At 66.3% G+C, this 23,392-nt stretch carries 21 protein-coding genes; 11 read left to right on the top strand and 10 right to left on the bottom strand.

The window, feature by feature from the left end; all coding sequences use genetic code 11:
- Positions 1-5 precede the first annotated feature (5 nt).
- Genes ACQR03_RS01245 through ACQR03_RS01235 form a run of 3 tightly spaced genes read right to left on the bottom strand, consistent with a single transcriptional unit; the run spans position 6 to position 2,058 of the window.
- A complete protein-coding gene (locus ACQR03_RS01245) occupies positions 6-614 on the bottom strand; it encodes a hypothetical protein (protein WP_315749351.1) in 609 nt (202 codons plus the stop codon).
- Positions 611-1,282, bottom strand: a complete 672-nt coding sequence (locus ACQR03_RS01240) for a hypothetical protein (protein ID WP_315714788.1) — start codon at positions 1,280-1,282, stop codon at positions 611-613. Before ACQR03_RS01240 ends, ACQR03_RS01245 begins: the two co-directional genes overlap by 4 nt.
- The gene (locus ACQR03_RS01235; RefSeq protein ID WP_315714789.1) at positions 1,279-2,058 is read right to left on the bottom strand and encodes a MotA/TolQ/ExbB proton channel family protein; all 780 of its coding nucleotides are present in this window, start codon (positions 2,056-2,058) and stop codon (positions 1,279-1,281) included. The genes ACQR03_RS01240 and ACQR03_RS01235 overlap by 4 nt, the downstream gene beginning before the upstream one ends.
- A 194-nt stretch (positions 2,059-2,252) precedes the next feature.
- Here ACQR03_RS01235 and ACQR03_RS01230 point away from each other — a divergent pair, with 194 nt between their 5' ends.
- Positions 2,253-3,611, top strand: a complete 1,359-nt coding sequence (locus tag ACQR03_RS01230) for a sensor histidine kinase (RefSeq protein WP_315749346.1) — start codon at positions 2,253-2,255, stop codon at positions 3,609-3,611.
- Between the two features lie 10 nt (positions 3,612-3,621).
- Positions 3,622-4,269, top strand: a complete 648-nt coding sequence (locus ACQR03_RS01225; protein ID WP_315714791.1) for a response regulator transcription factor — start codon at positions 3,622-3,624, stop codon at positions 4,267-4,269.
- Between the two features lie 17 nt (positions 4,270-4,286).
- Here ACQR03_RS01225 and ACQR03_RS01220 read toward each other — a convergent pair whose 3' ends face one another.
- A complete protein-coding gene (locus ACQR03_RS01220; protein ID WP_316164442.1) occupies positions 4,287-4,874 on the bottom strand; it encodes a TetR family transcriptional regulator in 588 nt (195 codons plus the stop codon).
- A complete protein-coding gene (locus tag ACQR03_RS01215) occupies positions 4,871-5,044 on the bottom strand; it encodes a hypothetical protein (protein WP_316170297.1) in 174 nt (57 codons plus the stop codon). The genes ACQR03_RS01220 and ACQR03_RS01215 overlap by 4 nt, the downstream gene beginning before the upstream one ends.
- A 281-nt stretch (positions 5,045-5,325) precedes the next feature.
- On the opposite strand from ACQR03_RS01215, the gene purB reads away from it, so the two are divergent.
- Complete coding sequence (gene purB / locus ACQR03_RS01210) at positions 5,326-6,633, top strand: adenylosuccinate lyase (protein WP_434841532.1); 1,308 nt, start codon at positions 5,326-5,328, stop codon at positions 6,631-6,633.
- A 27-nt stretch (positions 6,634-6,660) separates the two neighbouring features.
- On the opposite strand, the gene ACQR03_RS01205 is transcribed toward purB, so the two are convergent.
- Both ACQR03_RS01205 and ACQR03_RS01200 read right to left on the bottom strand, forming a co-directional pair.
- The gene (locus ACQR03_RS01205; protein WP_434841533.1) at positions 6,661-7,425 is read right to left on the bottom strand and encodes a hypothetical protein; all 765 of its coding nucleotides are present in this window, start codon (positions 7,423-7,425) and stop codon (positions 6,661-6,663) included.
- 129 nt (positions 7,426-7,554) lie between these two features.
- On the bottom strand, positions 7,555-9,993 hold the full coding sequence (locus ACQR03_RS01200) for a DUF2235 domain-containing protein (RefSeq protein ID WP_315714796.1): 2,439 nt from the start codon (positions 9,991-9,993) through the stop codon (positions 7,555-7,557).
- A 337-nt stretch (positions 9,994-10,330) separates the two neighbouring features.
- Here ACQR03_RS01200 and ACQR03_RS01195 point away from each other — a divergent pair, with 337 nt between their 5' ends.
- On the top strand, positions 10,331-10,873 hold the full coding sequence (locus ACQR03_RS01195; RefSeq protein WP_316194587.1) for a cytochrome b: 543 nt from the start codon (positions 10,331-10,333) through the stop codon (positions 10,871-10,873).
- Between the two features lie 149 nt (positions 10,874-11,022).
- Here ACQR03_RS01195 and ftsH read toward each other — a convergent pair whose 3' ends face one another.
- Both ftsH and ACQR03_RS01185 read right to left on the bottom strand, forming a co-directional pair.
- Entirely contained in the window at positions 11,023-12,870 is a 1,848-nt protein-coding gene (ftsH, locus tag ACQR03_RS01190) for an ATP-dependent zinc metalloprotease FtsH (protein ID WP_315714798.1), read from the bottom strand.
- Between the two features lie 66 nt (positions 12,871-12,936).
- The gene (locus ACQR03_RS01185) at positions 12,937-13,890 is read right to left on the bottom strand and encodes a lipid kinase (protein ID WP_315749338.1); all 954 of its coding nucleotides are present in this window, start codon (positions 13,888-13,890) and stop codon (positions 12,937-12,939) included.
- A 577-nt stretch (positions 13,891-14,467) separates the two neighbouring features.
- On the opposite strand from ACQR03_RS01185, the gene ACQR03_RS01180 reads away from it, so the two are divergent.
- From ACQR03_RS01180 to ACQR03_RS01150, 7 genes are all read left to right on the top strand, one after another.
- Entirely contained in the window at positions 14,468-15,445 is a 978-nt protein-coding gene (locus ACQR03_RS01180; protein WP_316225232.1) for a TerC family protein, read from the top strand.
- Positions 15,446-15,473: 28 nt separating this feature from the next.
- On the top strand, positions 15,474-16,427 hold the full coding sequence (locus ACQR03_RS01175; protein ID WP_434841534.1) for an exopolysaccharide biosynthesis protein: 954 nt from the start codon (positions 15,474-15,476) through the stop codon (positions 16,425-16,427).
- Positions 16,428-16,668: 241 nt separating this feature from the next.
- On the top strand, positions 16,669-18,414 hold the full coding sequence (locus ACQR03_RS01170; protein ID WP_434841535.1) for a CHAD domain-containing protein: 1,746 nt from the start codon (positions 16,669-16,671) through the stop codon (positions 18,412-18,414).
- Positions 18,415-18,497: 83 nt separating this feature from the next.
- Positions 18,498-18,710, top strand: coding sequence for an MJ0042-type zinc finger domain-containing protein (locus tag ACQR03_RS01165; RefSeq protein WP_315749332.1), 213 nt, complete (start codon positions 18,498-18,500; stop codon positions 18,708-18,710).
- 194 nt (positions 18,711-18,904) lie between these two features.
- On the top strand, positions 18,905-20,077 hold the full coding sequence (locus tag ACQR03_RS01160; protein WP_316185270.1) for a M20 aminoacylase family protein: 1,173 nt from the start codon (positions 18,905-18,907) through the stop codon (positions 20,075-20,077).
- Between the two features lie 298 nt (positions 20,078-20,375).
- On the top strand, positions 20,376-21,290 hold the full coding sequence (locus ACQR03_RS01155; protein ID WP_316185268.1) for a DMT family transporter: 915 nt from the start codon (positions 20,376-20,378) through the stop codon (positions 21,288-21,290).
- A gap of 53 nt (positions 21,291-21,343) precedes the next feature.
- Positions 21,344-22,075: a hypothetical protein gene (locus tag ACQR03_RS01150; protein WP_316185267.1), complete on the top strand. Its 732-nt coding sequence runs from the start codon at positions 21,344-21,346 to the stop codon at positions 22,073-22,075.
- A gap of 243 nt (positions 22,076-22,318) precedes the next feature.
- On the opposite strand, the gene ACQR03_RS01145 is transcribed toward ACQR03_RS01150, so the two are convergent.
- Positions 22,319-23,335: a zinc-dependent alcohol dehydrogenase family protein gene (locus tag ACQR03_RS01145; RefSeq protein WP_434841536.1), complete on the bottom strand. Its 1,017-nt coding sequence runs from the start codon at positions 23,333-23,335 to the stop codon at positions 22,319-22,321.
- Between the last annotated feature and the right edge of the window lie 57 nt (positions 23,336-23,392).

Raw genomic sequence — 23,392 nt, 5'->3', positions numbered from 1 at the left:
GCCGCCTACTGCTCGTCCTTCGGCGGCATGCGCGGCGGCAGCAGTGGCGTGAACGAGACGCCGTCGCCGGCGTTCTTGGCGGCCTTGAACTCGCCGGTGGAGGGATCACCGCCGGCGGTCTCGATGATCGTCTTCGGCAGAATGTATTCGCGCGCGGCGTCGATGACCCCGCCGTCGCCGGTGCCGAAATCGGCGGCGCGACCGCCCTGCGGATGGCCCGCCGCGATCTGGTCGGCGGCGTGCTGAGCCTTGTCGGCAAGTGTGTCGCTGTAGGGAATACGATAGGCGCGCGGCACGCCGCTCGGACGGTTGTCGTCGTCCAGCGCCTCGACCCACAGATAGACCGCGCCGGGATCGCCCTCGACGGAGTGCGGATCGACGATCCGCACCTGCAGCACCTTGAAGCTCCTCGGCAGCCGGTCGACGCTGGCCCAGCCGAGCAGGCCGCGGGCGCCGGCGAAGCTGCCGACATAGAACGCACTGGTGATGACCACGGCGACCGCCTTGGCCTGCCAAGGCAGCCTTGCATAGACCAGCACCAGCAAGAGCAGCGCGCCGATCAGCGCGTAGCACACGGACAGCGTGACGATGACGGTCTGCAGACTGCTCATCATCGCCTGATCACCCTGACGCCGGTCTTGGGATCGAGATCGGCGCCGTTGCGCCAATTGCTGCGGAACGTCTCCAAAAGCGATTTCGGTCGGCGCTGCACGTCGATCACCTTGCCCTCGGCATTGAGCTTGAAGCGCAGCGCCGTCTTCTCGTCGCCGGAATGGTCGAGCACGACCTTGTCGTCGAAGATCACCTGCGCGGTCGGGTTGAGCTTCTGCACCTTCACGGTGGCCTCGACCGGCGCGCCGCTGACGTTCTGGAAATGCGAGATGTTGACGGTGTATTCGCCGGCGACGATGCCTCTGATGGTCACGATCTCCTCGCGGATCGGCGACGGGATCTTCAGACCGTTGACCAGGATGAAATCGTTGGCGCCGCCGCGGTCGTCGCGATCGAGGGTGAGGAAGCCGGCCTCGCGATGCCGGTACCAGGCGATGTTGCCGACGGGGTCCTGCACGAACAGGTCGAGATCGTCGGGATGGTTATCCGGCCAGTCCATCGTGATCAGGAACTCGGCCTTCGAGTCGACCTTGCCGTCCTTGGCGTCCGGCGAGATCGCGAGCACCGCGATGAAGAAGAAGAACGCGACGATCTGCAGCGCCTTGAACAGCATGACGCTGAACGGGTCGAACTGCTCCTCGCGCGGATAGAGCCCGAAATCGTCCATCATGCGCCCTGCTCCGGCGCGCGATCCATCGCGCGCTCGAGCCGCGGCGTCACCCGCGTCTCGGTGAGCATGACCGCGTCCGAAAACACGCGCCCGGTCGCCGCGTCCAGCATGTAGTACTGGATGCGCACCAGGATCGAGCCGACGAGGCCGGCGAGCGTCGTGTACATCGCCACCGCCATGCCGTCACTCATCAGCCCCATCGAGGATTTCATCGCCAGCTTGTCGTTGACGTCGAGGCCGGCAATCGGCGCCAGCATGATGATGAAGCCGATGATGGTGCCGAGCAGGCCGAGCTTCATCAGCGTGTCCGATGCGAAGCCGCCGAAGCCGTTGGAGCCGCGCAGGCGGTCGGCGAGCGTCCGCAGCAGCAGCGTCTGGTCGAGCCGCCCTGCCCCTTGCGTCCGCGCCTTGGTGACGAGGCTGCGGATGTGGTTGGTGACCAGCCCTTTGGGAAGCAACTGCGCATCAGGTTCGAGCGCGCGCGCCGCATCGGGCCCGATCAGCACGGCGCGGCAGCGCCGCGCCGCATCCGCCTCGCGCGCGATCGCTCTGGTGCGCCAGAAGCAATGGCAGCACGTGGCGACGTAGAGCACGGCGATGACGCTGGAGATGTAGGTGCGGTCGGAGGCGACCATCAGGTGGAAATAGCCGTAGCGGGCGAGCACCACGGCGGCGAATATCGTGAGGCCGGTGAAGATCATCCAGAGCAGCAGCGGCCCGCGCTCGGCTGCGTCGCGCGCAGGTTCCACTCGTTCGGCACTGCTGACCACGCTCATGCATGAACTCCCGATGCGCGCCGTTTCGTTCGGCGCTTCGCAGACGAGTTAAGCAGAGCAGCGGAACAGCGTCCAAAGACATCTGCCTCGAGGCTCTCGGGAAAATTTCCCAACCTGCCGCTTGCTGCAGTGCATTTGCTTGGCGGAGCACCAGCCCATTGTTACGCTGCGGCAAAAGCCGTGGAGAGGATCGCATGCGTCTCGTGCTCCAGCTCATTGCGCGCCTTGCGCTGATCGTGCTGCTGTGTCTGGCCGCCGCGGCCGTATGGGTCACCGTTGACGCCTATCGCAGCGTCGACCGCGCCACCGCGGCATCGGCCGACCGGGTCTCGCAGGCGCTGGAGGCGCTGTACTGGCGCGAGCTGCTGCTGCGCGGCAACCGATCGCGCGAGCGGCTGCTGCCGCTGCCCGACTGGCGCACGACCGAGACCATGAAGCTGATCGCGCCCGGCATCTGCGTACAGTTCAAGCCCGAGGCCGCATTCGAGAAGCCGCTGTGCGGCCAGAGCAAGGGCCTCGGCGCCGCGCCGCCGCGCTGGTTCTCAAGCGCCGTGGAAGCCATCCTCGGCGATCACGCGGCGGTCGCGCAGCCGATCAGCGCGCGCGCCACCACGGCGGGAACCGTCTCGGCGATCGCCGATCCCGATGCGGCGATCCAGCTCGCCTGGCTGCGCATCCAGGACAGCTTTGGCGTGGCGCTGGCGATGGCGGTCGCGATCGGCGTACTGGCCTCGCTGGCGATCGCCCATGCGCTGGCGCCGGCGCGCAGCATCGTCTCGGCGCTGCAGCGGATGGCCGAGGGCGACCACCGCCCCTCGCTGCCGCGCTTCCGCTCGATGGAGCTCGCGATGATCGGCCGCGCCGTCGGCGAGCTCGGCGACCGGCTGGCGCAGGCCAATGAGCAGCGCGCCGCGCTGACCGAGCGCCTGCTCGACATCCGCGACGAGGAGCGGCGGGCGCTCGCCCGCGAGCTGCACGACGAGTTCGGGCAGAACCTCACGGCGATCCTCGCTTTTGCCTCGACGATCGAGAGCGCCGGCAACGGCCGCAACGATCAGATCGCCCAGGACGCACGCATGATCACGCGATCCGTCAGCCATCTGATGGCGTGCCTGCGCGGCACCTTGAGCCGACTGCGCCGTCCGCTCACCGAGGAGCTCGGCCTCGCCGCAGGCCTGATCGCGCTGACCGAGAACTATCAGCACGCCGCGCGACCGGCGATCCGGCTCGACCTCCACGGTGATCTCGCCGACATCCAGGGCCCGGTCGCGGTCACCGCCTACCGGATGGCGCAGGAGTGCCTGACCAACGCCCTGCGCCACACCAGTGCGAGCGAGGTGTCGTTGCGGGTCGAGCGGCGCTCCGGGCCCGACGGTGCGCTGCTGATTTCAGTCGAGGACGACGGCGGCGGCGATGCGACCCTGCTGGCGCAATCGAGCGGCTTCGGCCTGACCGGAATCCGCGAGCGCATCGCCGCCGTCGGCGGCTCGCTGTCGATCGGACCGGCCGCGCGCGGGCTCAGCGTCTCCGCGACAATTCCACTGGCCGCCTGAGATTACGGGGATGCCCGAGCGCACAGGCATTTCGATCCTGCTGGTCGACGACCACCCGGTGGTCCGGCAAGGCTATCGCCGCGTGCTGGAGAGCCAGGACGGGTTTCGAGTCATCGCCGAGGCCGACAGCGCCGCGGCGGCCTATGCCGCGTTCAAGGCGCATGCGCCCGACGTGGTCGTGCTCGACATCTCGATGAAGGGCGCCAGCGGGCTGGAGGCGATCCGCAATATCCGCGCTCGCGACAATCGCGCCTGCATCCTCGTGTTCTCGATGCATGGCGAGGCGCCGTTGGTGAAGGCGGCGTTCGCCGCCGGCGCGAGCGGCTTCGTCACCAAGAGCAGCGAGCCGTCGGCGCTGGTCCGTGCCATCCGCATGGTGATCAGCGGGGAGCGCGCGCTCAGCGACGACGTCGCCCATGTGCTGGCCGCCGACAGTCTCGATCCGCAGCAGACCGTGCTCGACCGGCTCGGCGAGCGTGAGATCGAAATCCTGCGCCAGTTCGCGTCGGGCCTCACCACCGAGCAGATCGCCACGAACCTGCACCTCAGCGTCAAGACGGTGCAGAACTATCATTATCTGGTGAAGGCCAAGACGGGACTGCAGACGGATGCGCAGCTGGTGCGGCTGGCGGTGACCAGCGGGCTGACGGATTTGTAGCCCGGATGAGCGCGCGCCTAGCGTGCCTGAAGTCCACGGAGCAGCAGGGTCAGCACGGCATCGACGCGGGCCGAGCAGGTGCATTCGCCCCATTCCTCAGCGTGGGCGGGATGATGGAAGCTTCGGGTCGCGTCGAAGATCGCCGCGGCCGCGGTCTTGGGATCAGCGACATCGAACGTCCCCTGCGCGACCCCCTCAGCGATCATGCCCTCGACCTGGGCGATCAGGTTCTGCTTGTGCGCCTTGACCACCGAGCACGCCTCGCGCGCCAGGGTGAGATAGGTCGCGAACATCTCCGGATCTTCACAGACCCGCTTCTGCTTGGCGCCGAACAGCTCGCGCAGCCAGCGCTCCAGCTTCGCCGGCGCCGGTCCCGGCTCGGCCGCGATCTGCGCCAGCGGCGCGCTGACCCGCTCGAGCCAGCGCTTGGCAACCGCCTCGCGCAGCGACGCCTTGCTCGGAAAGTGACGGTAGACGGAGCCGTGGCTGACATCGAGCGCTCTCGCGACGTCGACGACCGTCGCTTTGGCGAGCCCATAACGGCGCAACACGTCCTCGGTAACTTCGAGGATGCGCTCGGATGTCAGAACCACGGCCTCATTCATGCGTGCACCATATCGGCGTCGGACGTATTCGCCTTGATCTGGATCGTCTCAGCCTGGTCGGTGGACGATGGCGCGCGAAACCTGGTGGCCTGGGCCTCCAGGTGACGCGCGACCTGGAGATTCAGCCAGTCCTGAAATTGTGAGTGCAACAATCGCTTTTCAATCTTCATCGAAGCGGTCCTTCGCAGTTGAAACCGCTGAACCCAAGGTCAGACAGTGGAAGTTGGTCTTAAGCAAGATGGCAGGATCGACATACACCATCGCGCTGACAGATTTCAATATCTGTCAGCGCGATTTTTTGAAAATGGTATTATGATCCGGTAACGGCATGCCGAGCGGCCGGAAAGACCGCCGTTTGTGTCGATCCGGCCGCTCTGGTAAAGCGCGGCGTAAAATGCCGGCGCGGACGCTTGGTCCCGCCCACCTTCCCTCCCGCCTCGGAGCGCCGTCGATGATCCCCCGCTATTCCCGTCCCGAAATGGCCTCGATCTGGGAGCCGCAGACCCGGTTCAAGATCTGGTTCGAGATCGAGGCGCATGCGGCGGACGCGCTGGCGGAGCTCGGCGTGATCCCGAAGGAGGCCGCCAAGACGATCTGGGCCAAGGCCAAGGACGCCACCTTCGACGTCGCCCGCATCGATGAGATCGAGCGCGAGACCAAGCACGACGTCATCGCCTTCCTGACCCATCTCGCCGAGATCGTCGGTCCCGAGGCGCGCTTCGTGCACCAGGGCATGACGTCATCGGACGTGCTCGACACCTGCCTCAACGTCCAGCTCACCCGTGCGGCCGACCTGCTGCTCGCCGATCTCGACCGCGTGCTGGCGGCGCTGAAGACGCGCGCCTTCGAGCACAAGATGACGCCGACCATCGGCCGCTCGCACGGCATCCACGCCGAGCCGGTGACGTTCGGTCTCAAGCTCGCTTATGCCTATGCCGAATTCTCTCGCGCGCGCGAGCGCCTGGTCGCCGCGCGGAAGGAAGTCGCGACCTGCGCGATTTCCGGCGCCGTCGGCACCTTCGCGCAGATCGATCCGCGGGTGGAGGAGCACGTCGCCAAGGCGATGGGCCTCAGCCCCGAGCCGATCTCGACCCAGGTGATTCCGCGCGACCGCCACGCGATGTTCTTTGCGACCCTTGGCGTCATCGCATCGTCCGTGGAGCGCCTGGCGACCGAAGTGCGCCATCTGCAGCGCACCGAGGTGCTCGAAGCCGAGGAGTTCTTCTCGGAGGGCCAGAAGGGCTCGTCGGCGATGCCGCACAAGCGCAATCCGGTGCTGTCGGAGAACCTCACCGGTCTCGCCCGCATGGTGCGCGCCTATGTGACGCCCGCGATGGAGAACGTCGTGCTCTGGCACGAGCGCGACATCTCGCACTCCTCGGTCGAGCGCATGATCGGCCCCGATGCCACCGTCACGCTCGACTTCGCGCTGATCCGCCTCGCCGGCCTGATCGAGAAGCTCCTGGTCTACCCGGCCAACATGGAGAAGAACCTCGACAAGCTCGGCGGCCTCGTCCACTCGCAGCGCGTGCTCATCGCGTTGACCCAGAAGGGCGCGAGCCGCGAGGACTCCTACAGACTGGTCCAGCGCAACGCGATGCCGGTCTGGCGCGGCGAAGGCGACTTCCGCACCCTGCTCAAGGCCGATGCCGACGTGAAGAAGTACCTGACCGACGCCGAGATCGACGAGCAGTTCGACCTCGGCTATCACCTCAAGCACGTCGACACGATCTTCCGGCGCGTGTTCGGCGAAGGCTGATCCCAGGTCGAGCAGGCGGACGCCGCGTCAGTCCGCCTCCTCGACCTTGTCCTGCCTGACCTTGAACATCTTCCGGAACTGCGTCTCGAGCGCGCTCCGCATCGCCTCCATCTTCGTCTCGCCGGTGTTGCGGAGGTTGTAGTTGATAGCGCAATTGGTCCAGCCGAAATTGACCAGATAGATCCGCATGCGCTCCTGGCCGTCCGGCTTCTGCGCTTCGGCGGCGTAGCGAGCGACGCAGGCCTTCGGACTGGCGTTGTCGGCACAGCCCTTGTCGACGGTCTGGCGAAACATCTGCTGCAGGTCGGTCTTGCCCTCGATCGCGTCGACGAACTTTGCACAGGCGGCGGCAGGCTGGTAGTCGCGCAGCGTAGAGGGCGTCTTGAATCCGCGGGTCTGCACCAGGTCGAAATCGCAACTGTCCTTCAGCTCCGCCACCCTGGCGCGCCGATAGTCATCGATGCCGGGCAGCGCGATGAACTCCAGCCGCGCGGCAGCGTCGAGCGTGGCCTTGCAGGCGCGGTCGATCTTGTCGGCGTCGAGCGCCGCGACCGCCTTCGGGTCGAATGCCGGCAACGTGCCCGGCGAGTCGAAATCGGACGGGCCAAACAGCAGACGGACGGTGTTGCGCAGCCGCGTCTCGTCGTGCTTGGCGGGATCGTACCGGACCGTGAAACGGCAGCCGCTGTCCCAGGACATCGTCCGCTCGGCGGCATGGGCGCTGGCACCGGCGAGCGTGACGGCGGCGAGCGCCAAGCGTGCGGTCCATCCTGTCCAGCTTCGTCGGGTCATGGTACTCTTCGCAGTCGATCAATGCCTGTATCCTACCCAGCCCCGACGCCAACACCAGCCCGTGCCGCGCAGCATCTGAAGCGTGACGACGTCACGCTCGACAAGTGCCAGACCTGGCAGCGCTTGCAGCTACAGCTTCTTCAACGAGACGACCGCGTTGCCCTTGTTGTTGAAGTAGAATCGATACAACAGCAGCCAAGGAAGCATGATGGACGTGTCGTTGACGTAGACGAACACCTCCCCATCGCTGCGGGCCGTGAACCTGGCTGTCCAGCGGCTGCTGCCGGGCGTTTCCTGCTGGAAAGCCGGGAGATGCTCCTCCAGCCCGGTGCTGCCCACCCGCACGATCGGTGCGAACCAGTTCGACCAGATCAGCCGCTTGAAGGGTATCCCAGGCAATTGGGTCCAGGTGCCGTAACCGAAGCCGGCCGGAGTCGCAGGGATGCCGCCGTCGCTCCATGCCTCCCCGACGTCGAGCACGATCTGATAGGTCTCGCCCTGCGCCACGGTCAGCGCTGTCGGATAGCAATGGTGACGCGTCTCGAATACTGGCCGGATGCTTCCACCAGGGTATGCGCCGATCTCTGTCTCCTCGACCTCGATCGGCCTCAGCGTCTCCTTGCAGAACAGCCCGGCCGTATTGGCCGCGCCGAACCCCAGCCACCAGAACAGCCAGAACATGATGGCGAACGGGAAGATCCACGTTTTCAGCAGATAGAAACCGGCAACATACCAGCCCTGGCGTCGCAGCGAATAAACCGTCGCGCGCCAGCCGGTCACCGGCTTGTGCCGGGATGGATCGTTCCAGGCGATGCGTGCGGCGTCGCGGATCGTTCGCTGCAGTGAGGTGCCCCACGCCGTCAAGCCGAGCGCAGCGGCCACACCGACCACCAGCAAACCCGGCGAATCCCGAAACGCGACGAACCATGGGTCGAGAAATTTGGGCAAGAAGGCTGCCGCTCCGTTGACCAGCGGATTTACCAGCCCATGCAAGGGCTCATAAAGCACGCGCGGCCAATAGATGACGAAATATGGGATCGCCGCGACGAACAGCAGCGCGAACATGGTGGCGAAATAGACCACGCGGCGCAGCCAGACCCAATTCCAGACATCGTCCTGCACCCGCGTCCGCGCGTGCCCGTGATCGAGCGGATGCAGCGCATCGACCGGCGTATCGGTCTCATCCGTGACGCGGTAAGCGGCGGGTACGACCACCGGTGCATAGTGATCGGGACCCGACCCAATGCGTTCGAACACGGTGCGGTGGATCGTCGGCTTCACCGGCGGCAGAGGTGGCTGCGGCAGGCTCGGATGCAGATCGTCAGCAAGAAGCCCGGTCTGGGCCTTGAACGGCGAATGAAGCAGCCACTTGATGCGACTGACATCGTACCGGAGCGATAGCTTGTAGGGCGGCGCGTCATAGATCTCGCGCAGATTGCGCGGCTTGTAGCGGTAGTAGGCCGCAAGCCCCTTGCGCGAGTCGTTCAGCGTGTCGAGCGGATCGATCTCGGGATCGTAGAGCAGCCTGCGCCGCCCGTCGAGATAGACGAGACCATAGGCCTGGGCGCGGTCGAGCATCCAATCGAGCGTCACATAGGAAAGGCCATCCTGCGGATAGCCGCCGCCGATGTCGGAATGCACGCCGGTAAACCACACCTGGCTGATGCGCTCGCGGTCACGTGGCGGCAGATCGGTGCGCAGATGCGGCGGCGGCTCGGCCAGTTTCGCAGCCGCGCTGCGCGGATCGTGGTCGATGCCGAACAGCCAGTCCTTCTTGTCACTGCGGCCTGAAACAGCCTCGTCCCGTCCCCACACATAGCGCTCATCCCAGATCACCGGGCGGAAGGCGTCACGCTCCTCCTCGATCGCGAGGGCGTGGCAAGCGCGATGGATCTTGGAATTCATGAACTGGTCCGGCATCGACAGCGGCCAGATCCAATAGTCAATGGCGCGCGTCATCTCCTCGATCGGCCCGCCGTAGGCGTCAACGGTGTCCCAAATGCCGACGAAATGCACGCTCTCGACCTCGACTGCTGGCGGAGCCTGCAGCGCCACGCCCTGCACTCTGCGCAGCGTTCTAATTCCCCAGTCGCGCACTCCGCGCAGGTCCAGGCCGATCTTGCCGAGATATCTGAGAATTCCGCTATTGTAGCGACGCCGATAGCGGCGATAGGCGTCTGCGGCGAACCGGGCGAGATCGGCTTCATTGTCGTCGTAGGCGACGAGCCCCTGCCCCGCGATCATTGCCGCCACGATACGGATGGTGAAGGCACCGCGGCTGAACCCGAAGCAGTAGATGCGGTCGCCCGGCTTGTAGTTGCGACAGCAGAAGCTGTAGATCGCAATCACATTCCGCTTCAGGCCGAAGCCGAAGATGCCGCCGAGGGCTGCGAACAGCTTGAAGGAGGACGTTCCGACGCCATCGTCATAAAAGGCGACTTGCCGGCGCGGATCGCGCAGGTCCAGCAGCTGGAACAGGCGCCAGACATTGGTCTTGAACACGGCCTTGGCGCTGTTGCCGGTCCCGTCCGACAACAGCACGATGTTCTTTGCAACAGGATTGGACACGAGGCCCCCCGACCAGAATGCCGGCAGGGAGATTGGTCCGCAATTGCAGGAAAATCAAGGCACAATCCCTGCGCGAGCCCGCAGGACCACCCGCTCAGTTCTCAGCACCGCCCGTCATCCGCAAGGCAACATCGTCGCTTGATCCAATGCAGTCATCGAACGGGGGACGGCTTATCGAGGCGCGACTGACAGAGCGGCACGCATGGAATCACTCAAAAATGATCAGCAGATGCCTTTGTGCGGTTGTCCGACATCTCGTCGTCGACCTCTGATCCTTCGACAGAGGTCAGATCCGCGACTAAGCAGGTCGCCGGAATTCACCACTGACGAGCCCGACATGCCCGAGACGATCGCGAGCTACGATCCCCTGCTGCGATGGATTCATTGGGCGACCGCCCTGCTGTTCATCGCAGCGATGCTGATCGGGCTGTATTGCGGCCTTCAGCCGGCCGGGACGTCGCCGCGGCGGGAGCTGCTGGAGGTTCACAAATCGCTCGGCGTCACGCTGTTTATGCTGGCCATTCTCCGCGTGATCGTGCGGGCTCGCACCACGGCGCCGGCCGCTCCGGCCACGTTCGGACCGATGGTCCGCGCGCTGTCGCAGCTCAATCATTGGGCGCTCTATGCGCTGCTGCTGATCATGCCCGTCACCGGCTACATGTTCTCGTCGGCCGGCGGCTATTCGCTGCGTTATTTCGGGACCTTCAGCTGGCCGCGCCTGTTCGCCGGCGACAGGACGATCGCCCATGCCGGCGAGATCACGCATGATACGCTGGCCTATCTGGTCTATCTCGTGGTCGGCCTGCACATTGCGGCCACGCTCTGGCACGCGTTTGTCAAGAAGGACGAGGCGCTGGCCCGGATGTGGCCGCGGCGGTGAGCGTGGCCGCCGTAGGGTGGGCAAAGCAGCCGCCGTCAGCCGGCAGCGTGCCCATCGTCGTGCGGCGAGCTCATTGCCAAGACGATGGGCACGGCGCTACACAATCCCTGGAGACCGCACGGCCGCGCCTTTGCTCCCCGACTCGACAACTATATCGGCTTCGCTGCCACAACGAGATCGCCGGCGCGCTGGTCCTGCTTCAGCAGGGCGGCGAGCTCGCTCTCGTCGAGCGTCTCCTTGACCAGCAGGCGGCGCGCCGCGCGCTCCAGCACGTCGCGCTTGTCCTGGAGCAGCTTGCGGGTGCGCTCCAGCGCGTTCGTCACGATCGCACGCACCTCGGCGTCGATCGCATCCCCTGCGGCCTCGCCATACTCGGCGCTGCGTGAGACGCCCGGCGCAAGAAACGACTGGTTGTCGCGCTCATAGGCGACCGAGCCCAACTGCTCCGACATGCCGTAGCGGGTCACCATCGAGCGCGCGATGTCGGTGACGCGGCGCAGATCGTCGGCGGCGCCCGTCGACAGATGGCCGTAGACCACGAGCTCCGCGGCGCGACCGCCGAGCAGCACCGCCATCTTGTTCTCGAGCTCCTCGCGCGTCATCAGGAAGCGATCTTCCGTCGGGCGCTGGATGGTGTAGCCGAGCGCGCCGACGCCGCGCGGGATGATCGACACCTTGTGCACGGGATCGGTGCCCGGCAGGCTCATCGCGACGATCGCATGCCCCATCTCGTGATAGGCGACGATCTCGCGCTCCTTCGGATTGAGCAGCCGGTTGCGCTTCTCCAATCCGGCGACGATGCGCTCGATCGCATTGTTGAAATCATCGAGCGTGACCTCGTCGCCGCCGCGCCGCGTCGCCAGCAAGGTCGCCTCGTTGACGAGGTTGGCGAGATCGGCGCCGGTGAAGCCGGGCGTCAGCGCCGCGACCTTCTCCGGATCGACGTCGGCGGCGAGCTTGGCCTTCTTCAGATGCACCTGCAGGATCTGGATGCGACCCGGCTTGTCGGGCCGGTCGACCAGCACCTGGCGGTCGAAGCGGCCGGCCCGCAGCAGCGCCGGATCGAGAATCTCCGGCCGGTTGGTCGCTGCCAGCAGCACGAGGCCGGTCGAGGAATCGAAGCCATCGAGCTCGACCAGCAACTGGTTCAGAGTCTGCTCCTTCTCGTCATGGCCGCCGGCGAACGGGCCCATGCCGCGGGCGCGGCCGAGCGCATCGAGCTCGTCGATGAAGATGATCGCGGGCGCCTTGGCGCGGGCCTGCTCGAACAGGTCGCGCACGCGCGCGGCACCGACGCCGACGAACATCTCGACGAATTCCGAGCCCGAGATCGAGAAGAATGGCACGCCGGCCTCGCCCGCGACCGCCTTGGCGAGCAGCGTCTTGCCGGTGCCGGGCGGGCCGACCAGCAGCACGCCCTTGGGCATGCGGCCGCCGAGACGGCCATAGGATTTCGGATCCTTCAGGAACGAGACGATCTCGCGCAGTTCGTCCTTGGCCTCGTCGACGCCGGCAACGTCGTCGAATCGGACGCCCGTGTTGGATTCGACGTAGACCTTGGCCTTGCTCTTGCCGATCTGCATCAGGCCGCCGCCGAGCCCGCCGGCGCCACCCATCATCCGGCGCGACAGCCAGTACCAGACGCCGAAGAACAGCGCGATCGGCATCACCAGCGAGAGGATGTCGCCGAGGATATTGCTCTCGACGCGACCGGTGAAGGTGACGTTGGCCTTGCTGAGCTCCTTGGCGAACTCCTGGTCGACGCGCGTCGTCGCGAAGCGCGACTGGCCGCTGGGCAGCGGCTCCTTCAGCGTGCCTTCCAGGTAGTTCTCGGAGACGCCGACCTCCTTCACCTTGCCGGCTGCGAGCAGGTCCTGGAATTGACTGTAGGGAATGACGGCGACCTGGCGATAGCTCGTCCACGCATTGTGGATCATCATCGCGACGAAGATCGCGACGATTGCGTACCAGAGATTGAAGCGGGTCTGCTTGGTCATGGGTCTCTCAATCGGGTGATCAGTCGAAATCGAGTGTCCGCGAACGGCGGATCAAGCGGCCGCGCGTCAGGTGCGGTCCTGCGCTGCGACCTCGGGCACGAACACCGTGACCGCACGCGGCAGCACGGAGAAGCGCGCCGGCGTGAAGGTGACGAGCTCGCCATCGGCATTGATCCGGCGCGGACGGCGCGTGCGGATCTCGAACGATGTATCACGCGAGGCCCGCACCTCCTGCCACAGGCCGTGGCGGCCTTTGCGGAAGTCATAGGCCATCGCCAGCAGCTTCCAGATGCGGCCGATCTCCAGCGAATACAGATCGAGATGGGAATCGTCGATCTCGGCGCGGTGATCGACCGCCATGCCGCCGCCGTAGTAGCGGCCATTGCCGACCGCGATCTGCAGTGTCTTCACCCGCACCGCGCCGTCGGACGATACGATCATCGCGCGGAACGGCCGTGCATTGGTCAGCACCTTCAGCGCCGTGAGCGCATAGCCGAGCCGGCCGAACCTCCGCTTGGTTTCCTTGGTCAGCTGCCGCGCGAGCTCGGCGCTCAAGCCGAGGCTGGCGACGTTGAAGAACGGGTGCCCGTTGACCTCGCCGAGATCGATCCGGCGGCGATGGCCGGCCGCAATCACATCGACCGCGGCCTCCATATCCGCCGGCAGGCCAAGCGTGCGGGCAAGGTCATTGGCGGTGCCAGCCGGAATGATGCCCAGCGGCAGGCCTGTCTTGAGCAGTGCAGGCGCAGCCGCGTTCAGGCTGCCGTCCCCCCCGGCGACGACGACCGCTTCCGCATCGTCGGCATGGGCTTCGATCCACGGCGCCACCTCGCGCGGACTATGCGGCGCCGAGATCACGAGATCATAGCCGGCTGCGCTCAGCCGCGACACGGCAACGCCGGCCGCCTCGCCGCCGGAGCGGCTGCCGCGATTGATGATCATCAAGAGGCGGCGCGTTGCCACGGCCGGGCGCGACGGCGGCGCCTTCGCGATCGATACCTGGTCACCCCCCGTGGTCACGATTGTCTCCCGTACACAAAATGCCAGCGCGCTCCAGCGCACAGGTTCCATACAAAGTGGCGAGCAGGCGCTCCGGTTCCATCACGATCACCGCCGCCCATCCAGGCGATGCCGGGAGGTTTCAGCGGGGTAACGATTGTTGGGATGGTGATGTGGGGGCGAGAGCCGCAAGGCCCGATAGCAACAAGCGACGCGTGGGGCCGCATCTCGTCAAACTCCTCAATAGCGCCCGAAGTGCGCAATACCGCCAGCGGCAGCGGTCATGAAAGAGAGTCCGACATCATAGTCTCACGGACTATCAGAGGGGCCCGGATCTCCGGCCCTCTGGAATTAGTTCACCGCCGCACGGCCGCAAGACGGCCGCCGGGCAGCAGACACTCTGTCGCACCTCGCCGTCCATCTTGCTGAACGCAGATGCGAACGGCGGGCTCTTGAAAACCGCAGGCTCTTGAAAACCAATCGGCAGACACATACGTCCGTCGCCTACCCCTGGTCCGGGCCCCTCTGGTGAAGCTGCCGGTGCGCTCACGATGTCGGACCTGACATCAATCTCACCGGCTTGAAAGAGGGACCCGTCGTGGAATTCCTGCTCATCGCGTTTGCCGGCAAGCCCGTCTGGATGTGGCTCGCCTTCCTCGCAATCGTGCTCGCCCTCCTCGTCTTCGATCTCGGCATCCTCCATCGCAAGACGCGCGAGATCTCGGTACGCGAGAGCCTCGTCATGAGCGGCATCTACATCATGCTCGCCCTCGCCTTCGGCGCCTGGGTATGGTGGCAAATCGGCGCCGAGGCCGGCACCGCCTATCTCACCGCGTTCACGATCGAGAAGGCGCTGGCGATGGACAACGTCTTCGTCATCGCCATGATCTTCAGCTACTTCTCGATCCCGCGCGCCTATCAGCACCGCGTGCTGTTCTGGGGCATCGTCGGCGTCATCGTGCTGCGCGCGATCATGATCGGGCTCGGCGCCGCGATCGTCGCCCAGGCGAGCTGGGTGCTGTATCTGTTCGCGCTGTTCCTGGTCGCGACCGGCATCAAGATGCTGGTGTTCAAGGACACGCCGCACGACATCGGCGCCAACCCGGCGCTGGCCTGGGTGCGCCGCCGCTTCGACGTCACCGACCGCCTGCACGAAGAGCGCTTCTTCGTGCGCCAGCCTGATGCGCGCGGCAAGCCGACCTGGTTCATGACGCCGCTGTTCCTGGCGCTGATCCTGATCGAGTTTGCCGACGTCATCTTCGCGGTCGACTCGGTGCCCGCGATCTTCGCGATCTCGACCGACCCCTTCGTGGTCTACACGTCGAACATCTTCGCGATCCTCGGCCTGCGCGCGCTCTATTTCGCGCTTGCCGCGATGGTGGATCGCTTCCAGTATCTCAAGCTGGCGCTGGCGGCGGTGCTGATCTTCATCGGCTCGAAGATCTTCCTGGCCGACCTGCTCGGGCTCGAGAAGTTTCCGCCCGCGATTTCGCTCGGCATCACCTTCGGTCTGCTCGGCGCCGGCATCGCCTATTCGCTGTGGAAGACGCGGCCTGCGGTCGAGCCGATGAAGTGAGGCAGGTCAAAGGACAAGAGGTTGCTGCGTGGCAGTGAATGATGTCGCATCCGACGACGAGGACTCCTCGGCGCCGCGCCGTCACAACGGGCCGATCAGCCGCCGGCTGCTCGCGATCGCCCGGACGGTGCGGTCCGAGGAACCGTCGATCGGCGAGTTGTTCGACCGGCTGGAATCGGAAGGTCTTGGCCTGACCCTGCTGCTGCTGACCCTGCCGGCGCTGATCCCGTTGCCGGGCCCATTCGGCATGGTGTTCGGCACCTTTGTCGCGCTGGTCGCGCTGCAGATCCTGTTCGGCGCCGAGCGGCTATGGCTGCCCGAACAGTTGCGCAGCCGGCCGGTGCCGCAGCGGCTGCTGCGCAAGATCATCCGCGCCGGTCTCGACTGGGCGGGCTATGCCGAACGCGGCCTGCGCGAGGACCGGCTGGTCTGGCTGACCGGCCGGCCGGCGCGGATGCTGCTCGCGCTGCCGCTGCTTCTGATGGCGGTCACCATCATCCTGCCGATCCCGATGGGCAACGTGATGCCGGCGCTGGCGCTGATCGCCGCCTCGATCGGCTTCATGGCAGGCGACGGCCTCGCCGTGCTGGTGTCGATCCTGATTGCGATGGCTGCGGTGGTCTGGACTGCCGTTCTGCTCTACACCGGCGCTGCAGCAGCCGACTATGCCGCAACTCTCCTGGCCCGCTTAGCTGTGCATCTGCGGGCGATGTTGGAAAGCGTCGGTGTCGATCTCGGCTTTGCCGCAGGCGTGACGACCGTATTTGCAGTGGTAACCGGCATCGCTGCGCTTGCCTTCTGGGTGCAGGCGGTACGCCATCGGCGCAGCCGGCGCGCATCCGTCGATCCGGCGCAGGATCCGCGCGAGCGCTCCCGCGCGCTGGCGCGTCGCGGCCGCGGCCTCGTGGCCGCCGCGAGCATTGCGACCACCGCAGCCGCCGTCTTCATCGCCACGCGTTTCATGCTCACCGGCTCGATCTGAGGTTCCGCCTGTGGCGGCGCGGCCGCACGACGGTGCATTGCGGCTGCGACGGACATATCTTCGTGAGCACCTGCCGGCCGCAAGCGCGAGCACTTGTCATTGAAGCAGCAACAAAAAATGCGACCGGTAAGCTCTGGCGCGTCGCGCATCGTCGACGGCCTGCGAGAAATGCCACTGTCCCTTTGTGCCGGCTGCAGCTATACGAGAGATGACTGTCATTAAACGGTTACAGAATCGACACATGCCCGATTCGAACGCACCGGCGTCGATCCACGGCAGTGGCCATGCGGTCGGCGTGCGGGAGAGTGGTGAGTCGGCGAGCAGCGATCCCGGTGGCGCCGCCGATCGCTTGACTGCGCAGCACCTAGCCGATCACGCGGCCACGCAGGAGGATGCCGCAGCGCTTGGCGTGGAGGTCGCGGCGCCGTCCTTGCCGGATCCGGCGGCCGGCAGCGGCCACGAGATCGAGCTGAAACTCCTCGTCGCGCCCGATCAACTCGCCGGCTTCAACAACGCACCGGTCGTCACCGCGCATGCGCGCAACAAGGGCTCGCGCAAGCATCTGACATCGGTCTACTACGACACGCCGAAGCGCATGCTGTGGAAGAACGGCTTCACCTTGCGGGTGCGCCAGAGCGGCTCGCGCTTCGTGCAGACCGTGAAAGAGCAGCACAGCGACGACCCGCTCAAGCGCGGAGAGTGGGAGGCCAGCGTCAGCTCGCTGGCGCCCGATCCGGTGCTGGCGGCCGCGCTGCTGCCGGAGGAGCTTCGCTCCGCGCTGGCCGAGGCAACGCTCGAGGCGGTGTTCACGGCCGACGTGCATCGTCACGCGCGCATGCTCGACGTGCCCGGCGCGACGATCGAGATCGCGTTCGACAGCGGTGTCATCAAGGCCGGCGAGCACCGTGAGATCGTGAGCGAGATCGAGCTGGAGCTCAAGAGCGGCAACCCCGCCGCCATCTACGAGATCGCACAGCGCATCGCCGATCACGGACCGATCAGACCTTCGATCCGCAGCAAATCGGCGCGCGGTTTCGACCTCGCAGCCGGAGCAGCGCCGGGGGCCGAAAAGCCGCCCAAGCTGCGCCTCGATCCGGCGGTGTCTCTCGACGAGAGCTTCGCCCTCGTCCTGCGCGGCAGCCTGCATCATCTGCTGCAGGCCATGCCTGCGGCAGAGGACGGACGCGATACGGAAGGCGTGCATCAGTTGCGGGTGGCGCTGCGCCGCCTGCGCGCCGCGCTGCACCTGATGCGGCCGCTCGGGACCTCGGCGACGCTCGACGGTCTTGAGGCGGATGCGCGCTGGCTGGCACAGAGCCTCTCGGCGGCGCGCGACCTCGACGTGTTCCTGACCGATACGCTGCCCGAGATCGCCGAGGCCTGCCCCACTGTTGCAGGCTTCGACTCGCTCCGGGCGCTCGCCGAGCGGCGCCGCGATCTCGCCTATCGCACGCTGCGCATCGCGCTTGCCGAGCGCCGCTGCGCCGCTTTCGTGCTCGGCCTCGGCGAATGGATCGAGACCCGCGGCTGGCGCAACGACGTCTCCCCCGACGATCTCCGACGCCTCGCGGCGCCCGCGATCGATTTTGCCGGGCCTGTTCTGTCGGAGCGCCACCAGAAGGTGCTCAAGCGCGGCCGCCGCTTCAAGAAGCTGTCGGCCGAGCGGCGCCACCGGCTGCGTCTCGCGCTGAAGAAGCTGCGCTACAGCATCGACTTCCTGCTGGCGCTCTACGGCGCGAGCAAATCGGCGAAGAAATATGCCAGGACGCTCGCCGGCTTCCAGGAGCAGCTTGGCCACTACAACGACATGGCGGTCACCGCCGGCGTGATCGAGACCCTCGGCACCACCTCCACCGAGGCGGCGATCGCGGCTGCCGCGATCACCGGCTGGCAGTCGCATGCCATGGCCGGCGTGGAGGAGCCGTTGCGCGAGGCGTGGCGCGCCTTCACCAAGGCGCCGACGCCATGGCAGGCCGAGGAGGCGTGACGGCCGGACGCGGTGACGTCGGTTCATGGACCGCATTGATCTGGTTCAAGGCGTCTGGTCGAGCTGTTTGGGAGCGTGATCTCATGAAGATATCCAGCGTGACGTGTCCCCATTGCCGTGCCGCCTACGAGATCGCGGAATCGACCTCCGCCATTGGCGCTGCCGGGCGGTTCGACTGCGGCGTCTGCGGCACGCCATTGGCGGCGTGGGACGAGCCGAAGCTGCGGGCCTTCCGCCTGGAGGTACCACCCGAGCGCAAATATCCCCGCGTGCCGGCCCCCGCCCCGCTCACCTGACTCCCGTTCCGCAATCCGGAACGCCCGGCGTGGTCCGTCGAGGTGACCGCGCATCCGCGCATGGCGCCATGGCCGGCGGCAACTTGCCTGGCTTTTTTGACCGGGTCATAGTCGGTCACCGCGCGGTGCTGCCGGCTGGCTTGGCCGCATCCACTGCAGCGTCCCGATCCACTTCAGCGAGTCATCCGGTCCTCATGCCCATCCTCAACAGCATCGCCGCGCTCTCCGACGAAATGGCCGCTTGGCGCCACGACTTCCACGAACATCCCGAGCTGCTGTACGAGGTGCATCGCACCGCCGGCATCGTCGCCGACAAGCTGCGCGCATTCGGCTGCGACGAGGTGGTGACGGGCATCGGCCGCACCGGCGTGGTCGGCGTGATCCGCGGCCGCAAGTCGGCCTCGGGCAAGACCATCGGCCTGCGCGCCGACATGGATGCGCTCCCGATCGAGGAAACCTCTGGCGTTCCCTACGCCTCGAAGACGCCGGGCCTGATGCATGCCTGCGGCCACGACGGCCACACCGCGATGCTGCTGGGCGCTGCGAAATATCTCGCCGAGACCCGCAATTTCGACGGCACCGCCATCGTCATCTTCCAGCCGGCCGAGGAAGGCGGCGCCGGCGGCAAGGCGATGGTCGATGACGGGCTGATGACGCGCTGGGGCATCCAGGAGGTCTACGGCATGCACAACATGCCGGGCGTGCCCGAAGGCCATTTCGAAATCTCGCCCGGCGCGATGCTGGCCTCGGCTGATGCGATCCACATCAAGGTCACCGGCAAGGGCGGCCATGGCGGTGCCGGCCCGCACCGGGCGGTCGACAGCATCCTGATCGCCTCGCAGATCGTCAACGCGCTGCAGTCGATCGTCGCCCGCAACGTCGATCCCTTGAAGTCGGCGGTGATCTCGGTGTGCTCGATCCATGGCGGCACCACCTTCAACGTGATCCCCGAGACGGTCGAGATGCTGGGCACCGTGCGCACGCTCGATCCGGAGATCCGCGATCTCGTCGAGAGGCGCATCGTCGAGGTCGCCGAGGCCACCGCGCGCGCCTATGGCGGCTCGGCCGAGGCGATCTACGAGCGCAAATATCCGGTGACGATGAATCACCCTGCGCAGGCGGCTTTCGCCGCCGACGTCGCCCGCGACGTCGCCGGCGCTGAGCGCGTCAACGACCGCGCCATTCCGCTGATGGGCGGCGAGGATTTCGCGTTCATGCTGGAGGCGCGCCCGGGCGCCTTCGTGTTCCTCGGCATGGGCCCCGGCAACGAATGCCACCACCCGGCCTACCGCTTCAACGACAACATCCTCAGCGCCGGCGCATCGTACTGGGTGAAGCTGGTCGAGAAGAGCATGCCGGCGAACTGATCGGAGCGACCGCGCAAGCTCGCAACGGCGTCATTGCGAGGAGCCGTAGGCGACGAAGCAATCCAGGATCTTCATCGGATCGCCAGTCTGGATTGCTTCGCTCCGCTCGCAATGACGGGTGTGGCTGACATCGCCGGCCCCACAGGCTCCGTCATCGCGAGCGCCAGCGAAGCGTCCAGGGACGCAATGCACCGATCGGAATGGCTTCGGTTTCCTTCCACGAACAGTTCGCCCCGTATCGAAACATCACGCGCCGCCGCCCGGCTAGGAGAAGCCATTCTCCCGCCCGCGAGGCACCATGCAGAGCCGCTCCGATCTCACGACAGAATTCGCCCTCCTGCTCGTTCTGTCCACCTTGTGGGGCGCCTCATACACCTTCATCAAGATCGGCGTCGAAACCATTCCGCCGCTGACCCTGATCGCCGTGCGCACGCTGATTGCGGGGCTGCTGCTGGCCGCGATCATCCGAAGCCGCGGCCTCGCTTGGCCACGTGACCGGACGATTTGGCGTCGCTTCGTGATCCAGGCCGGTCTCAACAGCGTCGTGCCGTTCACGCTGATCGCCTGGGCCGAGCGCACCGTCGAGGCGGGTCTTGCGACGATCCTCAACGCGACCTCTCCGATCTTCACCTTCCTGCTGACCGCGCTGGTGACGCACCACGAGCCTGTCACCCTGCGCAAGCTGGTCGGCGTCGCCGCCGGACTCGCCGGCACCTGCCTCATCGTCGGCACCGAGGCGCTGGGCGGGCTTGGCCGCGAGCTGTGGGCGCAGATTGCGATCGTCGCCGCCACCATCTGCTATGCGGGTGCGGCGATCATGGGAAAGAGCTTCAAGGGACTCGATCCGATGTTGCCGGCCGCGGGATCGCTGCTGTCTGGCGCCGCGGTGCTGATCCCGCTTGCGCTGGTCGTCGACCATCCGTGGACGCTGGCACCGTCACTGCGCTCGGTGCTGGCGCTGGCCGCGCTCGCGACCGTCTCGACTGCGGCCGCGATGGTGATCTATTTCCGCCTGGTGCAGACGCTCGGCTCGATCGGCGCCACCGCGCAATCCTATCTGCGGGTGCCGATCGGCGTTGCGATCGCCGTGGCCGGGCTCGACGAGCACCTCGCGCCGACCGCCTTGATCGGCCTCACCTGTGTCCTCATTGGTGTGATCGCGATGACGCTGCCCGCGCGCAAGAAGCCGACAGGCGATTCGATCAAAGGTTGACCGTACGCACCAGCGCTGCTTTGAACCCAAAGCGGCAACGCTGGGTCAATAAAATGCAATGCGTCTTCGTTTTGCTTCTTGTCGCGCTGGCAACCACGATTGGTCCGGCCGCGGCCTCGGCCGACATCCCCTACGCGATGTCGGAGCATCCTTCACAAGACGGCCGCTGCAAAGGAGACACCGGCAAGGCCGACCTCGACCGCGACGAGCAGGCCTGCCTCGCTCAGTTGAAGGATGTCGTCAGGCGCAACGGCAAGTCGCTGGAAATCACATTCAAGGATGGTTTCACCAGAAGCTACGTGACCCGACTTCCGGATGACCTACCCGGACATGAGGACGGCTCGGTCGAGTACAAGCTCGTCGGCTACTTTCCGGAGCACGAACTCCTGCTGATCGAGATCGGCTATTGGGAAGGCGTGCAATGGATGCTGCTGTGGCTCAATCGCGGCATCGAGACCAAGATCCATTCGCCGCCGCACGCCTCGCCAAGCCGCCGCTGGCTGTTTTCGGTCTGCTCCAGCGAAGGTCCCTCCGGCTGCGGCAACGGGATGGAGATCGTTGCCGCGCCGTTCGACCTCAAGCTGGGGGGCTGGTCCTATCTCACCCCTGACGACGACTACACCTTCTACGAGTTCGACGGCTGGGACGGCGACGACCGCGTCAAGCTCATCGCCACCTTCAAGGTTGGCACCGAGATGAAGCCATTCCCGGCCTCTGTCGAACGCATCAACGGCCGCTGGCAATTGAAGCTGCCAAAACAGCACCGCAAACCGCCACGTCATTAGCAGCCCGTTTCTCTCGCCGTCATTCCGGGGCGGCGCGAAGCGACGAGCCCGGAATCCATAACCACGACTGTGCATGTGGCGAAGACGAGCATACCGGCCAGCTCGCGTCGCACAGCATCCTGTGGCTATGGATTCCGGGCTCGCGCCGCTGCGCGACGCGCCCCGGAATGACGGCGGAGAGAGTGAGGCTAAGAGAGCGCTGCCCTGCTTCGATGACGCAGTCGCCGACAGCAGCGTGGTCACTCATCCCCCGATCGCGATCGTCACCTTGCCGAGATGCGCGCCGCTCGCCATGTAGTGGAACGCCTCGCGCGCCTCGCTGAACGAAAACACGCGGTCGACCACCGGCTTCACCTGATGCAGCGTCAGCGCGTTCGCCAGCGCCTGGAGATCGTCGACCGAGCCGACCGTGACGCCCTGCAGCCGCTGCTGCTGCATCACCATCAGCGGCAGCCGCAGCTCCGAGGCCGGCGCACCGGCGAGCACGCCGATGAAGGCGATGGTGCCGCCGATCCGGGTGGCGCGGATCGACTCGTTCAAGGTGCCGACGCCGCCGACCTCGACCACGAGATCGACGCCCTGCCCGGTGATCTCGCGCGCCTTCTTGCCCCAGTCCGGCACCTGCTTGTAGTTCAGCGCCACGTCGGCGCCGAGCGCCCTCAGCCGCGCGATCTTGGCGTCGCTCGACGACGTCGCGACCACCCGCGCGCCGGCCATCTTCGCGATCAGCAGCGCAAAGATCGAGACGCCGCCGCTGCCTTGCGTCAGCACGGTGTGGCCGGGCCTGATGCCGCCGAGCTTGATCACCGCGCTCCAGGCGGTGACGCCGGCGCACGGCAATGTCGCGGCCTCGACGTCGGTGAGATGCGCCGGCGTCCGCACCAGCGCGTGCATGGGAAACACCCGATACTCCGTCAACGTGCCGTCGACGGCGCCGCCCAGCGCCGCACGCATCTTCGCTTCGCTCGGCTCGCCGCCGGTCCAGCTCTCGAAGAAGCTGCCGATGACTCGGTCGCCGGCCGCGAATGCTGTGGCGCCCTCACCGACCGCCTCGACCACGCCTGCGCCGTCGGACAGCGGCACCAGCGGAAATTTCTGCCGCGAGCCGTAGCCGCCCCTGACCGTGATCAGGTCACGATAGTTGATGCTCGCGGCCGTCAGCCGCACCAGCACCTCGCCCCTCCCCGGCTGCGGCACGGGCTTGTCGACCAGCGCCAGCGCATCGATTCCGCCGGGCCCCTGCAGCTCGTAACATTGCATCCGATGTCTCCCGCCCACGCGGCGCCGCCGCTTCGTTGTTCTGCCGGGAATGGTGAA

The organism is Bradyrhizobium sp. HKCCYLS3070, assembly GCF_051167575.1.
Taxonomy (GTDB): domain Bacteria; phylum Pseudomonadota; class Alphaproteobacteria; order Rhizobiales; family Xanthobacteraceae; genus Bradyrhizobium.
This window is presented reverse-complemented; position numbering and strand designations above follow the sequence as displayed.